The following is a 19,931-nucleotide window of genomic DNA, read 5'->3' as shown; positions in this document are numbered from 1 at the left end:
CAATTCGGGCGTCCGAGCCCGGATTTCGAAGTGAATGCGGGCCTTGGAGGAGGTCTGCGACCAAAGACCGTTCCGTATCGCGGGATGGTCACAACCTACGAATTTATCGAGGAGGAACCGACGTGAAAAAGCTATTGAAACTGGCCGTTTCGGCGGCAATCGCATTGCTGCCCTCGGCAGCGGCATTCGCACAGACGGATATTACCTGGTGGGATTTCTTAAGCGGAGGTGACGGTATCCGCATGAAGGCGCTCATCAAGGAGTTCAACGACACCCACCCCGACATCAAGATCAACGCGACGACGCTTGAATGGGGCGTTCCTTTCTATACGAAGGTGCAGACGTCCGCAGCCGTCGGCCAGCAGCCCGACATCATGACCTATCATATGTCGCGTTATCCGCTCGCCGTCCCGACCGGCATCTTGCGGCCATTCTCGGATGAAGAGCTCGCTTCTGCCGGAATCAAGAAGGAAAACTACGTCGACGCTGCCTGGAAACAGGCGACTTTCGACAACAAGGTCTATGGCATTCCCTTCGACGTTCATTCGATCGTCCTTTACTACAACAAGACCATTTTGAAAGAGGCCGGGCTGCTGGGCGACGACGGTCTGCCCAAGGGTCTCGACGGGCTCGACAATTTCAATGCCGCTCTCGAGAAGATCAAGGCAACCGGCAAGGTCGAGTATCCGTTGTCGCTGCACACCGACGAAGGCGGTTCGATGTGGCGCGTCTTTTATACCCTGCTTTCACAGCAGGGCGCGAAGTTCATCGACGCAGACGAGATCCTGCCGGGCGATGCCGGCGTCAAGGCGCTGCAGACCATGGCGCACTGGGTCTCCACCGGCTATTCGCCGAAACTGATTTCCTATGAAGCCTCGATTGCGCTTTTCACCTCCGGCAAGGCCGCCATGCATATCAACGGCGTCTGGGAGGTGCCGACCATGGTCGACCTGCAGAAGAACGGCAATCTCGGTTTCGAATGGGGTGCCATCGAAATCCCGAACCTGATGGGTACGCAGGCGACCTGGGCGGACTCGCACTCCTTCGCGATCCCGAACAGCGATGCCAAGCCGATCGCTCCGGAGAAGGTGAAGATCGTACTCGAGATCATCAACTGGATGAACGAGCACAGCATCTCCTGGGCGAGCGCGGGTCACATTCCGGCCTATAAGCCCGTGACCGACAGCAAGGAATTCAAGGAAATGCAGCCGAATGCGACCTATGCGAAGCTCGCAGATACGGCTGCCTTCGATCCGGTCTCCAAACTCGCAGGCGTCGCAGGCCCGATCTACGAAGCGACGCAGAACTTCGTGGTTCCGGCATTGAACGGGCAGCTCGAACCGGAAGACGCGATCGAGCAGATGCGCGAAGAACTGAAGAGCCAGATGTGAAAATTCGCCGGCCGGAGCGACCCTCCGGCCGACGCGCTTGAAGGAGATGCTTAGTGTTCAGCAGTGAAAGACGAGGCAAGACGCTGACGGCGATCATCATGATCGCGCCGTTTCTGACCGCCTATCTGGTCGTATTCGCCTACCCGGTCTACAAGATGTTTGCCTTGAGCTTCACCGACGCGCCGCTGATCGGCGTGGGGCAATGGGTTGGTTTCGGCAACTATGTGAAGCTTTTCGGCCAGAAGCTCTTCTATACGTCCGTGTGGAACACCGGCTATTTCGTCTTGTTGACCGTCATTCCGAACACGCTGATCGGCCTTGGTCTGGCGCTGATGGTCGTGCGGCTGAAGGGCTGGCTGCAGAGCCTGATACTCGTGCTTTTCTTCATCCCCTATATTCTGCCGGTTTCTGTCGTCACCCAGATATGGCAATGGGTGCTCGACCAGCAGTTCGGCATCGCGCAGTACATCATCGAATTCTTCACCGGCAAGCGCATCAGTGTTTTCCGTGATCCCGTCTGGGCCATGCCGATGGTGGCCCTCGTCACGGTCTGGTGGACGAACGGCTTCAACCTTTTGCTTTTCATCGCCGGACTGCGCAATATTCCGCAGGATTATTATGAGGCTGCGATGCTCGACGGTGCGACGCGCCTCCAGTGCTTCCGTCGCATCACCTGGCCGCTGATCTGGCCGGTCACGGCGCTCGTTCTCACGCTCCAGCTTATCCTGCAGCTGAAGATTTTCGACCAGGTATATTTGATGACCGAAGGCGGACCCTTCAACTCGACCTATGTGCTGCTGCAGCTTGTTTACCGCGAGGCCTTCCGCCTCAATCATGGTGGTGTCGGCTCGGCGGTCGCCGTGATGCTCTTCCTGATCATCGTCGTCGTTTCCGTGCTGCAATACCAGCTTCTGCGCGTAAGGGAGCGCTGACACATGCCCGGCAAGACTATCGGCAACGCGCTTCTTCTCGTCCTGACCTTGTGCATCGCCTGCATGTGGGCATTCCCGATCTATTGGGCGATCGTCACATCGATCAAACCGGAGCAGGAGGTGGTATCGAAAACCACCTTCATTCCGGACGTCTTCAACTTTTCGGCCTATTACTTTGCGCTTTTCAATACCAATCTGGCCACCTGGTACATGAATTCGATCGTGACCTCGGTCACCGTCACGATCGTCGTGATCGTGATCAGCGTGATGTGCGCCTACGCGCTGTCGCAGATCGTCTTTCCGGGTCGCAAACTGCTCTATGGCATCATCCTCGCGAGCTTCATGGTGCCGTCGCAGGCTCTTGTGGTATCGCAGTTCGTGCTCATGCACCGGCTGGGCCTGATCAATACGTGGGGTGGCATCATCCTGCCGCAACTGATCGTTCCGGTGGTCGTCATCGTCTACAAGCAGTTCTTTGATTCCGTTCCAAAGGAATTGCGCGAAGCGGCAAAGCTCGACGGCTGCGGGGAATTCCAGATCCTCTTCAAGCTCTATCTGCCGCTGAACTGGGGAATTACCACGGCACTTGCGATCATCACCTACATCATGGCCTGGAACGCCTTCCTGTGGCCCTTCCTTGTCACGAGCTCGGAGGACATGATGACGGTTACCGTCGGCATTACCCAGATCAGCGATGCCTTCGGCGTCAAATATGCCCGTGACATGGCCGTCGCGATCCTCGCCGCCATGCCCGTCGCAGTTGCCTATCTGCTCTTCCAGAAGCGCGTGACGCAGGCGCTGATGCTCTCTTCCGGCATCAAGGGGTAGACGAATGAAGAACACCTTTCGGGCCGAGGTGAGAAGGCCCAGCCGGTCCGCGGCAGCTCTCCCGAGGCGCGGGCCGGCACCTATAGAAAAGGCGGCGACACCGGCAACCCTGCATGGTATCAGCGAAGTACAGCCGAGAAAGACTGGAGAACCAGTAGTAGAGCATGGAGACTAAGCTTCTAACCGTCGATCCGATGAAGGATGCCGAAGTCGTACAGGCCCTCGGTTCAACGACGCGTATCGAAATCCTCAACCTGCTGCGCCAGAAAGGCCCCCTGAATGTGAACGACATCGCCGGTCACATGGGCTTGCCGCAATCGACGGCAGCGACCAACTTGAAGGCGCTGGAACAGGCAGGGCTGATACAGACGCAGACGATGAAGGCGACGAAGGGTAATCAGAAGGTCTGCTCCTGCATTTACGACGAAATTCTGATCCGTTTCGGCGCCAGTGGCACAAAGTCTGCTGAAGACGTCGTAACCGTCAGCATGCCGATCGGGCTTTTCACGGAGTTCGAAGCGGAGGCGCCCTGCGGCCTGTGCTCGGTCAACAACGTCATCGGCATGCTGGACGTGCAGGAAGTCTTCCTCGACCCGCAACGCATGCAGGCCGCACTTTTGTGGTTCACCCGCGGCTATGTGGAGTACAAATTTCCGAACAATGCCAAGGTCACGGGCCGGAAGATCCGCAAGGTGGAGTTTTCGGCGGAGCTCAGCTCCGAGACCCCGGCGACCAATGCCAACTGGCCATCCGACATCTCGATCTGGGTGAACGGCATCAAGGCCGGCCACTGGACGTCACCGGGCGATTTCGGCGACCGGCGCGGCATGTACTCGCCGGCTTGGTGGAAACTCAGCGGCTCGCAGTACGGCAAACTCAAGACCTGGACGATCGACGACAAGGGAACCTGGATCGATGGTGCGATGGTCTCGACACAGACGATTGCCTCGCTCGGCATTGCCGATCATCATTCCATTCGCTTTCGCATCGGCATTGACGAGAAAGCGGACAATCCGGGCGGCATGAATATTTTTGGCAAGGGCTTCGGGGATTTCGACCAGGACCTGGAGATGTCGATCTATTTTTGAGCAAACCAGGGAAACGGAAGGAGCTCGCCTCCTGTCATGTCGGCGAGCCCCATGAATGTCATCGACTTGGTCGAGTTCGGTGACAGCAGACAAACGTGGCTTTCGGAAAAAGGTTCCCGTTTAACGCTTGAAACTTAACGCTCTCGGTCCGTCCGGACGTGCGCCGAATGGCTCAGTCTTGGCGGTCGAGGATGTGAAAGATCGGAACGATGTGCGCGGTCAACTGAACGGACTCAATGCTCCACCAGCGGAATTTCAACTTCAACGTAATCGAATTTGATAGGGTCGCACATCTGGCCCTCTTGAAATGAGATATCATTGGGTGTATTTCGATATCAAAGTCATCGTTTCTAGAAGGGTGATATCAATGCCGGCGGTCACTATTCGCAATCTTTCTGATGAAACGCATCGCGCCCTACGGGTGCGAGCGGCTCACCATGGCCGAAGCACCGAGGCCGAAATCCGTGACATTATCGAGGCCGCCGTTCGTCCATCTGAACGCGTGAAACTCGGCTCCTTACTCGCGGCCATAGGTCGTGACGCTGAGCTTTCCAACCACGACGTTGAAGCTCTGCAGCAAAATCGCGATAAAGCGCCTGCCGAGCCGATGACTTTCGAATGATCTTGCTGGATACCAATGTGATATCGGAGCCGTGGAAACCGGTTCCTGACGGGGCAGTGATCGGGTGGATGGACGCCCAAGCCATCGAGACACTGTTCCTCTCCGCGATAACAATTGCTGAACTTCGTTTCGGGATCGCTGCCATGCCCTCAGGCAAACGGCAAACTATCCTTCGCGATCGCCTGGAGGGCGAAGTGCTTCCGCACTTTGCCGAGCGCATACTGCCTTTCGGCCTTGCCGCCTCGCAATTCTACTCGGAACTGATGGTGCGAGCTCGAGTATCCGGGAAAGCGATCGGCAAGGCGGATGGATATATTGCAGCCACAGCAGCAGCGAACGGCCTCGCGGTCGCAACTCGAGACACGAGCCCTTTCGAGGCCGCCGGGGTGAAAGTGATCAATCCTTGGTCACTACAACAAAGATATTAATCTAAGTCGTCGTGAGTTCGGTTCCTATCAAGGCGAGTAATGATTGTTACGCTGCCAGCTTTGGTACGTGCCGTTGGACCAATCGCAGGAATCGTTGTTTGCGAGCCCCCGCAACCAAAGATTACGTCAAACTCAATGGGCTCCGAGGAAACTCGGAGCCCTTTTTGCGTTGTGCGCCCAGCATGGGCGCCTTCTTGTGGGTGGAAGTCCCACCGTAAGCTGGTCATGGCGAGCGAAGAGAAGCGCAACGGCGGAAGGGCGACCGACCGTGGGGAGGAAGCGTGGATCGCAACTGCGGGCCGATGGACAAGAACCGGATATGAGGCGGTGCCGACCAGGGCGAGCGGGCAACGAACGGCGAAGTAAATCCGGCGGTCGTGCAGTGAAGGAGTGCGTCCTTACCTGGGGAGATCTCGCTTGCTGGGCCGCGTTGCGATAGGCCGAAGAGTCCACTTGGCAAAGTTCGACCGGCAAATCCGCCGACGCCGGCGGCCGGACCTGTCGATTCTGGTCGCCAGTGGCGATCACAACGTTGCGCGCCAGAAGAACGCCGGGAGCCGTCGTTAGCCGAAACAGCCCATTTTCTCGCGTCAGTTCCTTCACCGAGGTTTGAGTGCATACCGGCAAGCAGTGTCGNTCCGCATAGTCTTCGAGGTAAGAGACGAACTCGTGGTGGGTTATCGNGCCCCAAGGGTCCGGTCCCCGATAGGAATCGCCGGGCAATACGGAGCGGATAGTCGGCGAGTTCAGTCGAAACGAGTCCCATCGCTGCGTTCGCCACGTCTCACCGATTCGACCTCCATCAAGCACCTTGTGTTCGCGGGCTTCGCGCTTCAGGAAGTAGCTAATGCCGAGCCCAGTCGAGCCAGCGCCAATCACGACTACGTCGAGAACTTCGCCCATGCTTCCCCCGCCTAAAGGTCTGGTGCATCCTATGCCTCGGCTTCGGGCGCGACTAGAGGTCCGGGTGAAAGTTCCTTCAGGGGCCCCATGGTGGCGCAGCGTGATCGACTCTCAGGGTCCATTGGGTCGTGACGGGAACCTTCGCGGCATCAATATCTGTCGCGACCACTGGCACTTCGCCGATAGTAAGCACCTTAAAGCTCTATCTGCATGGTCATGTCATGCGGCCTTCGCCACGAGCAGGTGCTTGTCTACGGGATCGCGATGCCCGACGACAGCGCGCACTTCACCCGATAAGCACAATCAGAGTGATTGGGAGAGGCTGATCCGGACCAAGGTCCGCAAAGGGTCGAACTTGCACGTCCGCCAACGGTGCAGACGGGCAGAATTTTGACTTCTGTGTACGATCGGAGAGATGCGGTCGCGCCGGATGTCCGCACGTCGCGTTAGACCGTTTCGAGCAGACTAAACTGAACCGGGATAAGTTTGCGAATCTTGAGTTGCCCTGCCGCATCTTTGTCAATGACAGTCAGGGACTGTTCTTTTTCAGATCCCAACGGCATAACCAGGCGCCCGCCGGGCTTGAGCTGCTCAAGCAATGCCGGCGGCGACCGCTCGGCTGCCACCGTGACCAGTATCTTGTCGAACGGGGCGTGCTCAGGCCAGCCGCGGGACCCGTCTCCGACACGAATGCCGACATTAGTAAAGCCCAGGCCCGGCAGCAGAGCCTCGGCACGGCTTGCGAATTCCTCGATGATTTCGACGCTCCAGACCTGCCCGGCGAGCTCCGCGAGGATTGCGGATTGGTAGCCCAGGCCGGTGCCGATCTCGAGCACTGCCTCGTGCGGTTGGGGAGCGAGGAGATCGGTCATGAGAGCGACGATGAAGGGCTGCGAGATGGTTTTATCGAAGCCGATCGGCAACGGCATGTCCTGGTAGGCATACGGCGCAAGCTGGGCTGGCACGAAGAGATGTCGCGGCACCCGCTGCATCGCAGCCATCACCCGCTCATTGAGCGCCGCCCTGCCAAGCTCTTCGCTCGCAAGCTCAACATGGATTGCAATCAACTCGACCATGTGCCTGCGCAGGACCGCGAGGTGCTCTTCATTCATTGGTTTCATGATCACGGGCTTTCCTCAGCCAGTTTATTCCCAGATAGCTCTGTGATCAAACTCAGGAATGATCGGAATGCGGTACACTTGCGCCATAGCGCGAGCAAACCCAGTGGCCGCAACGGTTCGATAAGCGGACCTGGAGACATCATTAGCGAAGGTCCGGATGTGGCCCCAAAACGCACATGTTAGCTGAGGTTCGTAAAAGGCTTGAAATTACAAGTCGCGGTTCAATCGGGCCACCGCAACCACGGAAGCTTGCAAATTCTCCGCGGTGTAACGGTGGTCAATCCATTCGCGGAAGTCCGGCATATGTTGCTGGATGCCTTGCTGGACGATTCGGACAGGTAAGAGCGATCCGCGGGCCATGGGTGACCAATCGCAGGAATCGTTGGTTGCGAGCCCCCGCAACCAGACAAACATGCAAATTCGCCCAGTCGGCGTATTTGCCCTGGAGCTTCTCACCATACCGGTCGAGGAGCTTTTTTGTTTGCGCGCCGTGCCCAACTCGCCTGACACAAGCATATCCTCGAAGTCGTTCTGGCCCGGTTCCAATCGTGAGCCCGTATTTCCACTTTATCGGGGGCGACCACCTCCGCCAGCCATCATCATATGAAAATGGCCTGGGACGATCGCGCCGCGATTACCCCATGTCTGAGCTTGCTCCCTCAGAACGCAGTGACGCCGCCCTTGTAGGCCAGCCAGTTGTGCTCGAGACGATAGAGCTTTCTCTTGCCGATCCGGGCTGGATACCGATACGTCCAGGCACTCTCGACCAGCAATGTCCGAACGCGGCCATTTCCCGCTTTCGTAATGCCGATCCTCTTTAAGAAGTCGACGGTGGTGTGCACGGCAGTCGCGCGGGAACTCTGGCTTCATGTGGGCAATTGCAAGGGAGGCGCGGCAGACCCGTCATAAACAGCGCAGGCTCAGCAACTCGCGCATTAGCGGAAGCGGGACAACGGCAAGGGAATGTCCGTTCACCGCTTTGTGGCCGGCAAGACCGACGCCCGCAGTAAGACAGAAACAGCCCCAGACGCATAATCGGGAATGCGGTAGCCAACCCCATCAGAGCTTGATCACCGACGTCCTTCAGTTCCGCCTCCACCAATGCGCGAGCTATCTACCGGGCCGTTCTACGAAACGGATGGATCTGTGCGTCTGAAGCGTTGACAGCGGACATCAGAGCGGTGAACTGAGACCGTTACGTTTGGAAGCTCCAGGGCATGAGAGCCTCGATATCGCTCGATCGCCAACCGGCTGCGATGCGTTCAAGTATTTGCGTCCGCCAGGCCAGAGGATCGGCGTCGTTGATCTTGGCCGTTTATGCCGCCTGCCGAACTATGCCGAGCGCCTCTTCCTATCGCGGCGGTATGAAGCGATTTTCCCGCCATTTCGACCAAAAACCGGCCGTTGACACTCGGCATAGTTCTCATGCTAAGCGTGTTTAGGAATTCCAGAAGCCGGTCGTTTAGTCGAAAATCGTTCGGCCTTTGCGCGCTCATATGGCTTCAGCTTCGCAAGTGCGGCTTCCTTCGGTTCAAGATGCGCGTGAAGATAGGTCAGCGTGGTTTTGACCGTCTCATGGCCGAGCCATAGGATCCACGCCACCTGTAGCACCGGCATGCTGGCCTACATTGCCCAGGGCACGGTTGAATGGGATATGAGATTCCTCATTGCGTCAGTCTTGTTCGCTGTCACTATCACATCCATCGCGATCCACGTTTCAAGCCGCGACCCACTCCACGCCTGCTCTCGTTCTTTGCAACAGGGCCGTCATCCCGAATCGAAATCTTGATTTCCCAAGTGCTCTATCGCCCGCCGGCCGTTTTTTTCAAGCTGTCCGCTACGTGGAGTTTATAGCATCGGCTCTTGTAAAATGGCAATATGCCGCGTATCTATATGGCATATTGCCAGAACAGATCAGGAGTAGATGATGTCGATCACCGTCGTTGAGGAAATCGCCCGGAAGCTCGGTGGCCGCTCGGTGCTCGGGACCGTGGTTCGCTCTCAGGCTGATCTTGCTCTCGCGGTCAGCAACCGCCTGCCATTGACAGCGTTGAAGGGGCTCAGCTTAGCCGGGCTGAGCGAGAAGGAAATCGAGCGCTTCGTCATCCCTCAGCGCACACGGCGGCATCGTGCCGACAAAAAGCAGCCACTCACCGTCGATGAATCCGATCGTGCCGTTCGGCTTATGCGAATTCAGACCCTCGCCGAGGAGACGTTCGAATCCGCCGACAAGGCTGGTCGCTGGCTGCGCCGGCCTCTCACCGAGCTTAGTGGCCAAACGCCGCTTGTGGTGGCACAGACTGAAACGGGCGCCAGGGTCATCGAAACGATACTCGGTAAAATCGCCTGGGGCGCTGCTGCCTGATGCTTCTCTGGCGATTGTCGGGGACGCGATATGCGCATGCGTTGGATGATGGATATGGTCTTCATTTCGACGGCCGATGGAACACGATTGGCCACCCGATTACCTATTGCGCGACATCTCCGTCCTTATGTGTCTTAGAGAAGCTTGTTCACATCGAAGATCCTGCGCTTCTCCCGCCGCTCACGATGGTCACTTATGAGACGCCGGATGACGCCGAAATCGAGATTGTCACCCTTGACGCCCTTCCGGAGGATTGGCGTCTGCGGGAAGGTCTGACCCAGCAAATAGGGGATAACTGGCATCAGGGACGATCTAGTCTGCTGTTGCGCGTGCCTTCGGCCATTGTGCCCGTCGCCAACTCGCCCGACCTTAATGTTCTGGTCAATCACGCACACCTTGACGCTGCTGCCATCAAAGTAGTTACCGCCGAGCCGTTCGTGCTCGATCCAAGGCTATTCGGCGCCGCGGTTGTCCCGCCCACAGTGGAGTAACAAACACGTGATACCAAACCAAATAGAGCGATTCGCGTGGTAGTATTCCCGTGAGGCGCCTTGCTCAGGTAGACGGTCGTTCGGCCCATGAACTGTCTGAGTAGAAGGTTGATTTTTTGAGAAGGGCAACCCCGCTGAATGTTTCCGTAGAACTGAGCTCTTACCCCGAACTTGACGATCGGATCGTGGTCGTCAGGGCGGGAGACGAGGTTGATGCCATATTTGTTCTAACTGAACGATTTAACGTCCTGATCGACACTCTGGGGACGCCCGAGTTATGCCGGATGGCGTTGGAAATGCTTGGGGGAAAAGCGGAGGCTCGCCCGCTGATCGTCGTCAACTCGCACATGGACTGGGATCATTTCTGGGGTAACGCTGCCGTTGCCGGGCAGGCTCCTATCGTTGCGCATGCTGCGGCGCTCGAACGCTTACGCGATCCGTCCTCACGGCAGGTCCTAAGAGACAAGGCGAGCCAGAATTCAAGATTTCAGAACGTCGAGCTCATCGGTCCTGATATTACATTCTCCGGCTCGATGACGCTCAATGGCGGCGATCTGACGCTGGAACTCATTCATACGCCGGGACACACGCCCGACCACGTTGCTGTGTGGATCCCTGAACTTCGCACCTGTCTAGCCGTCGATGCGGTGGAGTACCCAATCCCCGAGGTCTGGAGTAAAAATCCGGACGACCTCCGCTTGATCTGCTCGTCACTCAAGCGGATACGCGACCTGGATGCAAAGTTCGTTATCCCCGCCCACGGCAGGACGTTTTCTCCTTCGACGGTAGACGATAATCTGGTCTATTTCGAAGAATTGGCTAATCGTGTTCGCAATTTAAGCGAAAGCCAACTGGCGGACCCAGAGCTGAGCAAATCAAGCGGCCTCCGACTTCAGGATATTGTGCCCATTCCGGAGGACTTACCCATGCACGTGTTCGAATTCTATGAAAAATGCCATGAGACGAACCTTGGTGCGACGGTTCAGACATGTGTTGAAAGACAGCCATGATGAGGCGGCATCAGAACGCCGACCACGACGAGAACCGTGAGCCTACCAACGATATTCCTGATACCCAGCTTGAAAGACGCGATTACAGAACGCCCGGTGCCTGTTCAGATCCTCCGGCACCACAGGTCGGCCATGACGAGCGAAATAGTCCGGTGATCCGACGGCAATCCATTGCAAGGGCGAAGTCAAGGGCATCGCGATCATGTCCTCCGGGATCGTGCCGCTGTAGCGAAGCCCGGCATCAAAGCCTTCCCCCGTAACGTCGACGAAATGGTCGTCGACGGCGATTTCGATTTCGATGTTCGGAAATCTTTGTGCGAAAATTGGCAGTGCCGGGCTCAAAAGCAGAGGCACCGCATCGCGCAGAACATTGACGCGGACACTTCCGACTACTCCCTCGGATTGCGCCTGCAGCTGTTCCAGGCCTGAATTGATGAGGTCAAGACCCGCGGCGGGGCGACACTGCGGCTTGTGCGGTTGAGAAGCCGGACGCCCAGTCGTTCCTCGAGGGACTTCATGCGATGGCTAAGTGCCGACACCGTCACGTCCAGATGATAGGCTTGCCTTTCGAAAGCTGCGATGCTGGACAATTTGTAGGAAAATCGAGAGGTCCGATAACTGGCTTCTATTCAGCATTCGTCCAACTCCCTCCGAAGTCATTGTTGCAGCGAGCACGCTTTTATCGCGATCTGGCCCGTGCTCCTTGTATAGAAGTTCTTAAGCGAATCTAAGCGGCCCGGAGCCGGATCACCGCGCTGGAGCGCCGTTGCGACGTCCTTCGGAACGGTCGCCGGCGCGTTGACGTGAAGACGCTGAAAAGTCTGCTTTGAGCTCCGCTGTTGAGTGCACGGCCATCGGTCGCGTCATCGGCCCCGTGCCGATGGTGCTTTCATCTTCGACCAGCTTATTCTCACCCCGCCAGACTCGGGATGCAGCGTTCGACCAATCGCAGGAATCGTTGGTTGTGAGCCCCCGCAACCAGTGATAATTGCAAATTTTCCCATGCAGGGTATTTGCCCTTGAGCTCCTCACCTAGCGGTTGAGGAGCTCTTTGCGTTTAGTCTCCGTAGCAAGTTCGCCGGCCGCCAGCTTCTCTTCGAAATCGTTCTGTACTTCCGCGAGATAGCGCTTGGTCATCAGGTCGAGAACATCCATCGACGCCAGGATGCTGGCGATCATGCCGTGCACCTGCAACGTCGCTGGCCGGTGGCCGGCCGTCTTGCCGATCACCACTTTCTGCACGAGCTGGCGCACGATCGGAATGAGTCTACGCTTCACATCCTCATCGGAGTTTTGCGCGCCCGGAAGATCATGCGGCGGATGAGGATCTCGGCATGGTCGGCGTCATAGCTCTTTTTGACCCTGGCATACAATATGACACCCCATGCGCATTTGCGGATCAGCAATTGGCCCGCCCGGCGCCGGCCGGGGTTGCAGAGGGCGGGCCAAGTGCGGGTGATGGAGGATACCGGTTTTAGCCTTGCGAGCGGTTCTTGAAGCGCCAGGATTTGTTCGTTTCCGGTTTCTACGATCTCGCAGCGATGCGTCAGCCGTTCGAGAAGGGCGGTGGTCAACGTCATGCTTCTGTAGTGCTGACTCTCGCACCGCGTGCCGAAGTCCTACCCGCCGATCTAGGCATCCCTTCAACGTGGCGTTAAAACAGCGCTTCGTGTTCAGGTGCTCAACTTACCTCCGCAGCTCTCAAGGACCGCTTGGGCGTCCTGAAGATCGTGGGTCCCGTGGCCCTCCGAGAAATAGCCGAGGAGCGGCATGAGCAACTCGCAAACCTGCGCCCTAAGACCCTGTGCTCGCCAAAGCCGGGCCAAACTCACCGCCGAGCGCAGTTCCCACATCTTGGCATCCTGCATGCGGGCGACGTCAAGGGCACGGCGGAAGCACGCCTCGATTTCGGCAGGATCGCGCTCCGAGCGCGATGATATGAGTTCGCCCTTGAGCCGATGCAGCTCCGCCTCGCACCAACGGTTGCGAGTGCGCGCGACAATGGTAAGCGCCTCGGCAACCAAGGTGTCGCCCTCAACAAAACGATCGACCTTGCCATACGCTTTCGCGAGTAAGCCCATTGCCCAAGGCTCGGTCATTCGTGACCCGATCGCCTGCATGCCAGCCAGCCCTTCTCGCAACCGCTCGATGCCTGTCGTGACTTGGCCCCGTTCGGCCAGCGCCCACCCCTGCAGGAAGACCCCCTGGGTGTGCCAGAATGGAAATCCGTGTTCGGTCGCGAAGGCTGACGCCAACTCCGCCGCCTCTTGAGCCTTCGCGACGTCCCGTCGATGCACGTGCAGAATCGCCGCCCATGTTAGGACATAGGCGCGGCTGAACAAATGTCCGAGCTTCGCAGTAATGGCGAGCGCCTCGTCCATCAGCTCCAGCGCCCGGTCGTCGTAGCCGAGATACCACAGCGCCATGGCGCCGCGGCACAGGCAGATCGGTCCTCCATCCTGTCCATAAAGCGCCAGATGCGCCTGGTGCTGGGCGATGTCGTACTGGTTGATCCCGCGTTCGAGGTGCTGCCATGCCGAGGCGAATTCGCCAAGCCAGGAGCAGGTGATGCCCAGCGCGTAGGACGCTTCCACCATGAGCACGGGATCCGAGGCTTGCTGCGCCAACGCCAAGAGCCGTTCGCCAAGGCCCCGCGCCGCGGAAAGCTCAGACCGCACTGCATGGTTGATGGTGAGGCCGAGAAGCACCGGGAACAGCCTGGGCGTATCTTGGACCCGCTCCGTCAGGTTGCGAGCACGGTTGTAGACACGCTCGACCTCCGGGTGGCCATAGCCCTTCGCAGCGGTAAGCACTTGCCCCAGGGTGGTCAACAATGTCAGCTCATGCTCGAGGCGCTCCGGGTTCTCGGGCATCTGAGTGAGCAGATCGAGGCCCTTGGCCAAATGGCCGGCGGCCTCGGCATTCGCCGCCCGGTCATTGGCGTGCTCGCCGGCACGGTGCCAGAACACGACCGCTTGCGGTAGCTGTCCGGCCTCGGTGAGATGATACGCTAAGACTTCCGGCTCGGCGGCCACGACGTGTGGAGCTCGCTCTTCGATGACCTGGGCAATACGACGATGGAGCTCCCGGCGACGGCTCTTGAGGAGGGACTGATATGCGGTATCGCGAACAAGCGCGTGCTTGAAGCTGTAGATCGCTTTAGGGGGACTTCCGCGCCGAAAAACCAGCTCACTACCAACCAGTTGATCGAGTCCCTGCTGCAGCTCAGGCTCATCGAGTACGCCCAACGCTGCAATCAACTCATAGGAGAACTCGCGCCCAATGCAGGCGCCGATCTGGGCGACCACCTTGGCCCCGCCGAGGCGGTCGAGGCGGGCCATAAGCGAACCGTGGAGCGTTACCGGGATCGCCAGCGGCGGTATAGGTGCAGGCAGTCCAAATTGATCGCCGGCCACTCCCAATAGGCTAGATTCGAGCATGGTTTTGGCCAACTCCTCAAGGTACAGCGGCACACCATCGGTGTTGGCCACGATGTAATCGAGCACTCCGAGAGGCAAGAGCTTTCCACCGGTCAGCCGTTCGACCAGCAATTGAGCTTGCACCCGGTCGAGACGATTCAAGACCACCTTTGTCACGTGCGGGTAACTACGCCAAGGCGGCACGAACTCGGGCCTATAGGAAATGACCAGCAGCACCGAGAGCTGCTGGATGCGGTCCACGAACAAGCCGAACAGCTCAAGGCTGCTCGCGTCCAGCCAGTGCGCATCCTCAAGTATCATGAGCACCGGCTGCTCCGCAGCCAGTCTGGCAAGCTGGGCGATGAGCATTTCGAAGGTGAGATTCTTGCGCTGCTGGGGCGCAAGATTCAGTCTTGGATAGCGGCTGCTGCTTGGGATTCCGAGAAGCTCTGCCAGCAATGGGATAGCTTCGCTCACCTCACCCACCTGTTCCGCGAGCAGTGCCTGGAGCTTGGCGAGCTTGACGGCCGATGGATCATCGCGTTCAAAGCCCGCTGCCTGTTCGAGCTGGGCAATTACCGGACGAAGCGCGCTGTTGATGTGGTAGGGTGAGGCGAAGTAACGGCGCAACAGATGCGGCTCCCTGAAGATGCGCTCGCGAAGTGCCAGCGCAAGACGCGACTTGCCGATTCCGGCCTCGCCCTCGAGCAGGATGACCTGACCTTCGGTGGCCTTGGCCAGAGTCCAGCGATCAACCAGCAGTGCGAGTTCCTGATCTCGGCCGACCAACGGTAGCACAGTCGCGTGACCGGCCTCGAAGCGGTCCTCGCTCCGCACTTCGCCGAGCACCCGAAAGGCCTCAACCGCCTCAGCAAACCCCTTGATCGGCCGCACCCCGAGGCTTTCTAGCTTGAACTGGCCCCGCAGCAGCGCGCGCGTCGCTTCGGCAATGACGACTGTGCCGGGCTCGGCCAGCGCCTGCAGGCGGGCCGCTAGGTTCGGCGTCTCACCCACTACGCTACGTTCCTCGGCCTCACCGGCGCCGATGATGTCGCCCACCACAACCAGGCCAGTGGCAATTCCGATGCGAACAGCTAAGCGTTCGCCTGCCGCATCCAGCCGGTCGACTGCTTCAACAACCGCTAGGCCGGCCCTCACGGCCCGCGCGGCTTCCTCCTCGTGAGCCTGCGGATAGCCGAAGTATACGAGGACGCCGTCGCCCATATACTTGGCAACGAAGCCGTCGTACCGGCCGACGATCTGGGTGGCGCAAGAATGGTACGCGACGATCGACTGCCGGAGGTCTTCTGGATCGAGACGCGTGGACAATGCTGTCGATCCAACGAGATCGCAGAACATTACCGTAAGCTGTCGCCGTTCCGCCTCGCTGTGGATCGGGGACACCGAGGGGTGCGGTGTCGCCGCAGGAGGCGACTGGTGAGCTAGGGCCGCGGCCGCCCTGAGAAACCGCTTGCGGTCACCAAGGGACAGTCCGAGCTCCTTCAGGTCGACATCGGTGAGATCGTCGACGACATCGAGATCGATGCCATTTTCCAAGAAGGTTTGACGGTACCGCTCAAGCCTAATGCTGGCAAGCCAATCTCCGATGTCGGGCATGACCTAGCATCCATCTGACATGGTCGAATACCGTTGTTCTGATGCACTGTCCCACAGGTTCAGGATATTCAGCTTACACCTGTGACCCTGCTTAGTCCTCGTCATTTCAGTCGCACGAGCTGCACGACCACCACCGAGGTTCATCAAGTCTCATCCGGGTTCACGATTTGTTCCGTGATGCTAAATTCCGGAGCGGGCAGAAATGCTCTCCAGAGATCGCCTAATCTGTGCCGACAGGCACTTTATTGGGCTCTTCCTCACTTTATGTAATCACTTTCATCGGCATCATCCGCGCTCTGAGAAGCTCTGGGCCTGCCTGCCATACATTGCGCGCTTAATCGTCTTCAGTCGGTTGATCTGACCTTCTGCCTGACATTGCTCCAGGGCAGGTCGATGGCGTTACAGACGGCGTCGATATCACGGCGCGCAATGCTGCAAGAGCTGCTGACGAAGTCCCGGCTCGGATCGTCGGCATCGATGACTGGAGTTGGAGGAAATCGTGGCGCTATGGCACGATCATTGTCGATCTTGAGCGCCGAAAGGTCGTTGACATTCTCGAGGATCGGAGCGTGTCAAGCGTTGCACAATGGTTGAAACGGCATTCCTCTGTTGAGGTCGTAAGCCGAGATAGATGCGGACTTTACGCGCAGGCTACCCGTGAAGGAGCGCCGCAAGCGTCTCAGGTGGCGGATCGCTTTCATCTGTTTCGCACCGAGGGTGTGAACTTCTTTCCGTGATCCGGGCGAGCAGTCCTTCATCAAACGCCGGGCGCCGATTAACGGAACCCATGCTTGATCCGAGATAAATACGAACCAACCGCCCGGTCAGCGACCCGGGGCACGCCCTGCAGGTAGCGTCCGGATCGACGACAGCGCACTGCCGAGTAGATATTCCTTTTACTTCGTCCCTGACCTGATTGCCGAAATGGAGTGATCAGACGACGACCTGCTTTCCCGGAATCTCGACAGCCATGGCTACGGTGGTTATAGTTCCACAGGACCGGCGAGAGTTGAAAATCGCAGTCTCTCGAACGATGATCCGCAACGTTTTATCCCTGTTAGCGGGATCTTTCGGCGCATCGTCACTCGTCGCAAAGGTGTTCGATCATTGCGAGAAGGTGCGCCAGAGGCATTCGATCGACGATCAGAGCTGAGGACTTGCCACATGCTGTTTCCTGCAATCCTAAAATCAATCGTGCGGACTGGCAGTGTACGGTTAATCGATGGGGCGGGGAAGGTTCACGCGTATGGAGACGGCACTTCACCTCACTGTACGATCCGGCTCGGCGCTCGCCATCTCGACTATACGTTGGCCCTGAACCCCGAACTGTCGATAGGGCAAGCCTACATGGATGGCTTGCTGACCATCGAGGAAGGAACCCTTTTCGACTTTCTCGAAATTGCTGCCAAAAACTATCGCAACTTCGAGCAGATGGCTTGGTTCTCGCTGTTGTCCCGGATCATGCGTCGGCTGAAGCAATGCAATCCGCTCGATCGCGCACGGCGCAACGTCGCCCATCATTATGATCTGTCCGGCCAGCTCTACGATCTCTTCCTCGATAAGGACCGCCAGTATTCCTGCGCCTACTTCACGAGCGCGGACGATGATCTCGAGGCGGCGCAGGAGCATAAAAAACGCCACATCGCCTCAAAGCTGCTCCTCGACCGGCCGGATCTTAAGATACTCGACATTGGTTCTGGCTGGGGGGGCCTCGGTTTGTACCTGGCCGAGGAGACCGGCGCGGACGTCACGGGCCTCACCTTGAGCGTCGAGCAGCACAAGGTATCGCAGGGACGCGCTACCGCTGCGGGCCTCGCTGATCGCGTACGCTTTTGTCTGCGTGATTATCGTAAGGAACTTGGTCAATATGATCGGGTGGTTTCGGTCGGCATGTTCGAGCATGTAGGCAAAGGGAATTACGAGGAGTTCTTTGCCAGGCTTGGCGATTTCCTGACCCCCGACGGCGTCGCGCTGCTGCATTCGATCGGATATTCCGATGCGCCTGCTCCGATCAATCCGTTCATTCGCAAGTACATTTTCCCAGGAGCGGATATTCCGTCCCTTTCCGAGGTCTTCGCGTCCGTAGAGCGTGCGGGCCTAGTTGTCACCGACGTCGAAATTCTGCGTCTGCACTACGCGGATACCCTCCGCCACTGGCGTCAGCGTTTCATGGCTAATCGTCAGCGCATTGCGGCACTCTATGACGAACGGTTCTGCCGCATGTGGGAATTCTATCTCGTTCTGTGCGAGATCGGATTCCGCTTTCGCTCGATGATGGTATTTCAGATGCAGCTTGCCAAGCGGGCAGACGCCGTCCCGCTCACCCGTGATTACATGGCAAACTGGGAGCAGGCCCATCGTACGATGGCAAACTCTGGTGTACGGGCCGCGGAATGAGGTGGCGCCACTAGCAAGCGCGCTGGCCCGAATCGCCGCTAGTGCCCACGTTAATGAACGTAGGGTTCGCTCTTTATTTGATCCGAGGGACCGGCAAATCTTGAAGACTGCGGTTGGACCATCCGTGCCGATTTCGGGTCGGCTGTCCGCGATCGGGGCAAATGCCAAACGCCGGACGACAGCAGAAAAAATCCAGCTGTCTCCATCAAAACCGGGAGCACGGTGTTGACGGTGATCCCGTCTGGACCCCATTCGCGCGCTGCTGTCCGGGTCAGCGCACGCACCGCTTCCTTCGCAAGGTTGTAGGGGCCATATGGAGGTAGCCCGAGGACTCCTGCGAGAGAAGCGAAATTTATGACGCGGCCTTCGCCGCTTGCCTTCAGATAAGGGTAGCAGGCCTGCATCATCCGCAAGTAGGCGATCGGTCCCGTATCGAAATTGCGTTGCAGTTGCTCGACCGACACGTCAATGACGGCCGACCGTACGGCCGAGTTATCAAAGGCCACGTTTACGAGGATGTCGATACCGCCGTAGGTTTCGACGACGTTGGACGCAACAGCTTTGATCTGATCTCCGTCGCCGAGATCGCAGGCCGCTCCAAGCGCCGTCCCGCCCACCGATCGTATCTCGGCGACGACCGTATCCACATTTGCAGGTGTTAGCGAAACTACGACGACCTTTGCACCTTCAGCGGCAAACAGTTTCGCCGTTGCGCGTCCGATGCCGCGGCCAGCGCCCGCGACGATCGCAACTTTTCCGTTGAGTCTTCCCATGGCAAATCTCCTTTTCAAGGCTTTCAGTACTTCTGTGACAGCGCGTAGGGTGAGGGGATGTCGCGTGCAGCGTTCTGAGTCGCGAACGAGGTTACGAGGAAAATCAGTCCAAGCAGCGCGGGGAGCGCGCCGAGAGGCTTACGAACGCCGAGGTGCGCCATGGCGGAAAGGACAAGGTGAAACAGCATGCCAGCATACGCCAGGTCGCTCAGTGCCATGCTCAAACGTGACAGCACCACTGCGACGGCGAGAACCTTGACGGTGATAAGAACCTGAACGAGGTATGCCGGATATCCGAATCCAACGATCGTTGTGCGAACCCACTCGGTCTTTACGACGTAGGTCACGGCGGATGAGAGATACAGCAGGCTAAGAAGCGTCGTGCTGATCCAGTAGATGTGATTTTCGGCCATAGAGTATCCTTTCCCGCCGGGTCCCCGGCGGGTTTCGTGCGTGTCGATTTTTCGTGGCTCCAGCGCAACGCGGCTCTGGTGTTCGCAAAGAAAATGTAGTGTAAGATCGATATGCGCAAGTAGGATGAATTTG

Annotated in this window: 20 protein-coding genes and 3 pseudogenes; 12 read left to right on the top strand and 11 right to left on the bottom strand. The window is 58.1% G+C overall.

The annotated features are described in order from the left end of the window. The first annotated feature begins 122 nt into the window (after positions 1 to 122). From A3C3_RS0102285 to A3C3_RS0102255, 6 genes are all read left to right on the top strand, one after another. Positions 123 to 1,391, top strand: coding sequence for an ABC transporter substrate-binding protein (locus A3C3_RS0102285; protein WP_022712999.1), 1,269 nt, complete (start codon positions 123 to 125; stop codon positions 1,389 to 1,391). A 98-nt stretch (positions 1,392 to 1,489) separates the two neighbouring features. After that, complete coding sequence (locus A3C3_RS0102280; RefSeq protein WP_051154425.1) at positions 1,490 to 2,323, top strand: carbohydrate ABC transporter permease; 834 nt, start codon at positions 1,490 to 1,492, stop codon at positions 2,321 to 2,323. A gap of 3 nt (positions 2,324 to 2,326) precedes the next feature. Next, complete coding sequence (locus A3C3_RS0102275) at positions 2,327 to 3,151, top strand: carbohydrate ABC transporter permease (protein WP_022712997.1); 825 nt, start codon at positions 2,327 to 2,329, stop codon at positions 3,149 to 3,151. A 164-nt stretch (positions 3,152 to 3,315) separates the two neighbouring features. Beyond that, on the top strand, positions 3,316 to 4,239 hold the full coding sequence (locus A3C3_RS0102270) for an ArsR/SmtB family transcription factor (protein WP_022712996.1): 924 nt from the start codon (positions 3,316 to 3,318) through the stop codon (positions 4,237 to 4,239). A gap of 367 nt (positions 4,240 to 4,606) precedes the next feature. Further along, positions 4,607 to 4,861, top strand: coding sequence for a FitA-like ribbon-helix-helix domain-containing protein (locus tag A3C3_RS0102260; protein ID WP_028739329.1), 255 nt, complete (start codon positions 4,607 to 4,609; stop codon positions 4,859 to 4,861). Beyond that, on the top strand, positions 4,858 to 5,289 hold the full coding sequence (locus A3C3_RS0102255; RefSeq protein WP_022712993.1) for a type II toxin-antitoxin system VapC family toxin: 432 nt from the start codon (positions 4,858 to 4,860) through the stop codon (positions 5,287 to 5,289). The genes A3C3_RS0102260 and A3C3_RS0102255 overlap by 4 nt, the downstream gene beginning before the upstream one ends. 132 nt (positions 5,290 to 5,421) lie before the next feature. Here the strand turns inward: A3C3_RS0102255 and A3C3_RS43120 are convergent, their stop codons facing one another. The 4 genes and pseudogenes from A3C3_RS43120 to A3C3_RS43115 form a co-directional block, all read right to left on the bottom strand. After that, entirely contained in the window at positions 5,422 to 6,192 is a 771-nt protein-coding gene (locus A3C3_RS43120; protein WP_084796888.1) for an NAD(P)-binding domain-containing protein, read from the bottom strand. 446 nt (positions 6,193 to 6,638) lie between these two features. After that, positions 6,639 to 7,313 carry a protein-L-isoaspartate(D-aspartate) O-methyltransferase gene (locus A3C3_RS0102250; RefSeq protein ID WP_022712992.1) on the bottom strand — a complete coding sequence of 225 codons (675 nt, stop codon included), beginning with the start codon at positions 7,311 to 7,313 and terminating at the stop codon, positions 6,639 to 6,641. Positions 7,314 to 8,014: 701 nt separating this feature from the next. Next, positions 8,015 to 8,131 (bottom strand): annotated as a pseudogene (locus A3C3_RS37550) (IS110 family transposase); the annotation flags it as partial. 377 nt (positions 8,132 to 8,508) lie between these two features. Continuing rightward, entirely contained in the window at positions 8,509 to 8,619 is a 111-nt protein-coding gene (locus tag A3C3_RS43115) for a transposase domain-containing protein (protein WP_411741252.1), read from the bottom strand. Positions 8,620 to 8,928: 309 nt separating this feature from the next. On the opposite strand from A3C3_RS43115, the gene A3C3_RS43110 reads away from it, so the two are divergent. The 4 genes from A3C3_RS43110 to A3C3_RS0102220 all read left to right on the top strand — a co-directional run bounded on the left by A3C3_RS43110 (position 8,929) and on the right by A3C3_RS0102220 (position 11,179). Beyond that, complete coding sequence (locus A3C3_RS43110) at positions 8,929 to 9,102, top strand: MHYT domain-containing protein (protein WP_084796887.1); 174 nt, start codon at positions 8,929 to 8,931, stop codon at positions 9,100 to 9,102. A gap of 138 nt (positions 9,103 to 9,240) precedes the next feature. After that, on the top strand, positions 9,241 to 9,678 hold the full coding sequence (gene parS / locus A3C3_RS0102230; RefSeq protein ID WP_028739327.1) for a type II RES/Xre toxin-antitoxin system antitoxin: 438 nt from the start codon (positions 9,241 to 9,243) through the stop codon (positions 9,676 to 9,678). Then, positions 9,678 to 10,169, top strand: a complete 492-nt coding sequence (locus A3C3_RS0102225; RefSeq protein ID WP_022712988.1) for an RES family NAD+ phosphorylase — start codon at positions 9,678 to 9,680, stop codon at positions 10,167 to 10,169. Before parS ends, A3C3_RS0102225 begins: the two co-directional genes overlap by 1 nt. Positions 10,170 to 10,303: 134 nt before the next feature. Next, positions 10,304 to 11,179, top strand: a complete 876-nt coding sequence (locus A3C3_RS0102220) for an MBL fold metallo-hydrolase (RefSeq protein WP_028739326.1) — start codon at positions 10,304 to 10,306, stop codon at positions 11,177 to 11,179. A gap of 42 nt (positions 11,180 to 11,221) precedes the next feature. Here A3C3_RS0102220 and A3C3_RS46600 read toward each other — a convergent pair whose 3' ends face one another. The 5 genes and pseudogenes from A3C3_RS46600 to A3C3_RS0102200 form a co-directional block, all read right to left on the bottom strand. Then, positions 11,222 to 11,593 carry a LysR substrate-binding domain-containing protein gene (locus tag A3C3_RS46600; protein WP_267903819.1) on the bottom strand — a complete coding sequence of 124 codons (372 nt, stop codon included), beginning with the start codon at positions 11,591 to 11,593 and terminating at the stop codon, positions 11,222 to 11,224. Then, a complete protein-coding gene (locus tag A3C3_RS46595) occupies positions 11,569 to 11,697 on the bottom strand; it encodes a LysR family transcriptional regulator (RefSeq protein ID WP_233450598.1) in 129 nt (42 codons plus the stop codon). The genes A3C3_RS46600 and A3C3_RS46595 overlap by 25 nt, the downstream gene beginning before the upstream one ends. A gap of 514 nt (positions 11,698 to 12,211) precedes the next feature. Beyond that, entirely contained in the window at positions 12,212 to 12,457 is a 246-nt protein-coding gene (locus A3C3_RS37540; RefSeq protein WP_022712985.1) for a hypothetical protein, read from the bottom strand. A gap of 196 nt (positions 12,458 to 12,653) precedes the next feature. After that, positions 12,654 to 12,753: pseudogene (locus tag A3C3_RS44960) on the bottom strand (ATP-binding protein); the annotation flags it as partial. Positions 12,754 to 12,852: 99 nt separating this feature from the next. Continuing rightward, entirely contained in the window at positions 12,853 to 16,215 is a 3,363-nt protein-coding gene (locus A3C3_RS0102200) for an adenylate/guanylate cyclase domain-containing protein (protein ID WP_022712983.1), read from the bottom strand. A 443-nt stretch (positions 16,216 to 16,658) separates the two neighbouring features. Here A3C3_RS0102200 and A3C3_RS43100 point away from each other — a divergent pair. Together A3C3_RS43100 and A3C3_RS0102190 are read left to right on the top strand one after the other, a co-directional pair. Then, positions 16,659 to 16,919, top strand: a pseudogene (locus A3C3_RS43100) (ISL3 family transposase); the annotation flags it as partial. Positions 16,920 to 17,379: 460 nt separating this feature from the next. Further along, entirely contained in the window at positions 17,380 to 18,612 is a 1,233-nt protein-coding gene (locus A3C3_RS0102190; RefSeq protein WP_028739325.1) for an SAM-dependent methyltransferase, read from the top strand. 50 nt (positions 18,613 to 18,662) lie between these two features. On the opposite strand, the gene A3C3_RS37535 is transcribed toward A3C3_RS0102190, so the two are convergent. Continuing rightward, entirely contained in the window at positions 18,663 to 19,385 is a 723-nt protein-coding gene (locus A3C3_RS37535) for an SDR family NAD(P)-dependent oxidoreductase (protein ID WP_022712980.1), read from the bottom strand. A 23-nt stretch (positions 19,386 to 19,408) separates the two neighbouring features. Beyond that, positions 19,409 to 19,798: a DoxX family protein gene (locus tag A3C3_RS0102180; RefSeq protein ID WP_022712979.1), complete on the bottom strand. Its 390-nt coding sequence runs from the start codon at positions 19,796 to 19,798 to the stop codon at positions 19,409 to 19,411. Positions 19,799 to 19,931: the final 133 nt, after the last annotated feature.

Origin of the sequence: Rhizobium mongolense USDA 1844 (genome assembly GCF_000419765.1) — a bacterium.
GTDB classification, from domain to species: Bacteria; Pseudomonadota; Alphaproteobacteria; order Rhizobiales; family Rhizobiaceae; genus Rhizobium; species Rhizobium mongolense.
Note: the sequence above shows the minus strand (reverse complement) of the source record. Positions and strands in the feature narration are given on the sequence as shown.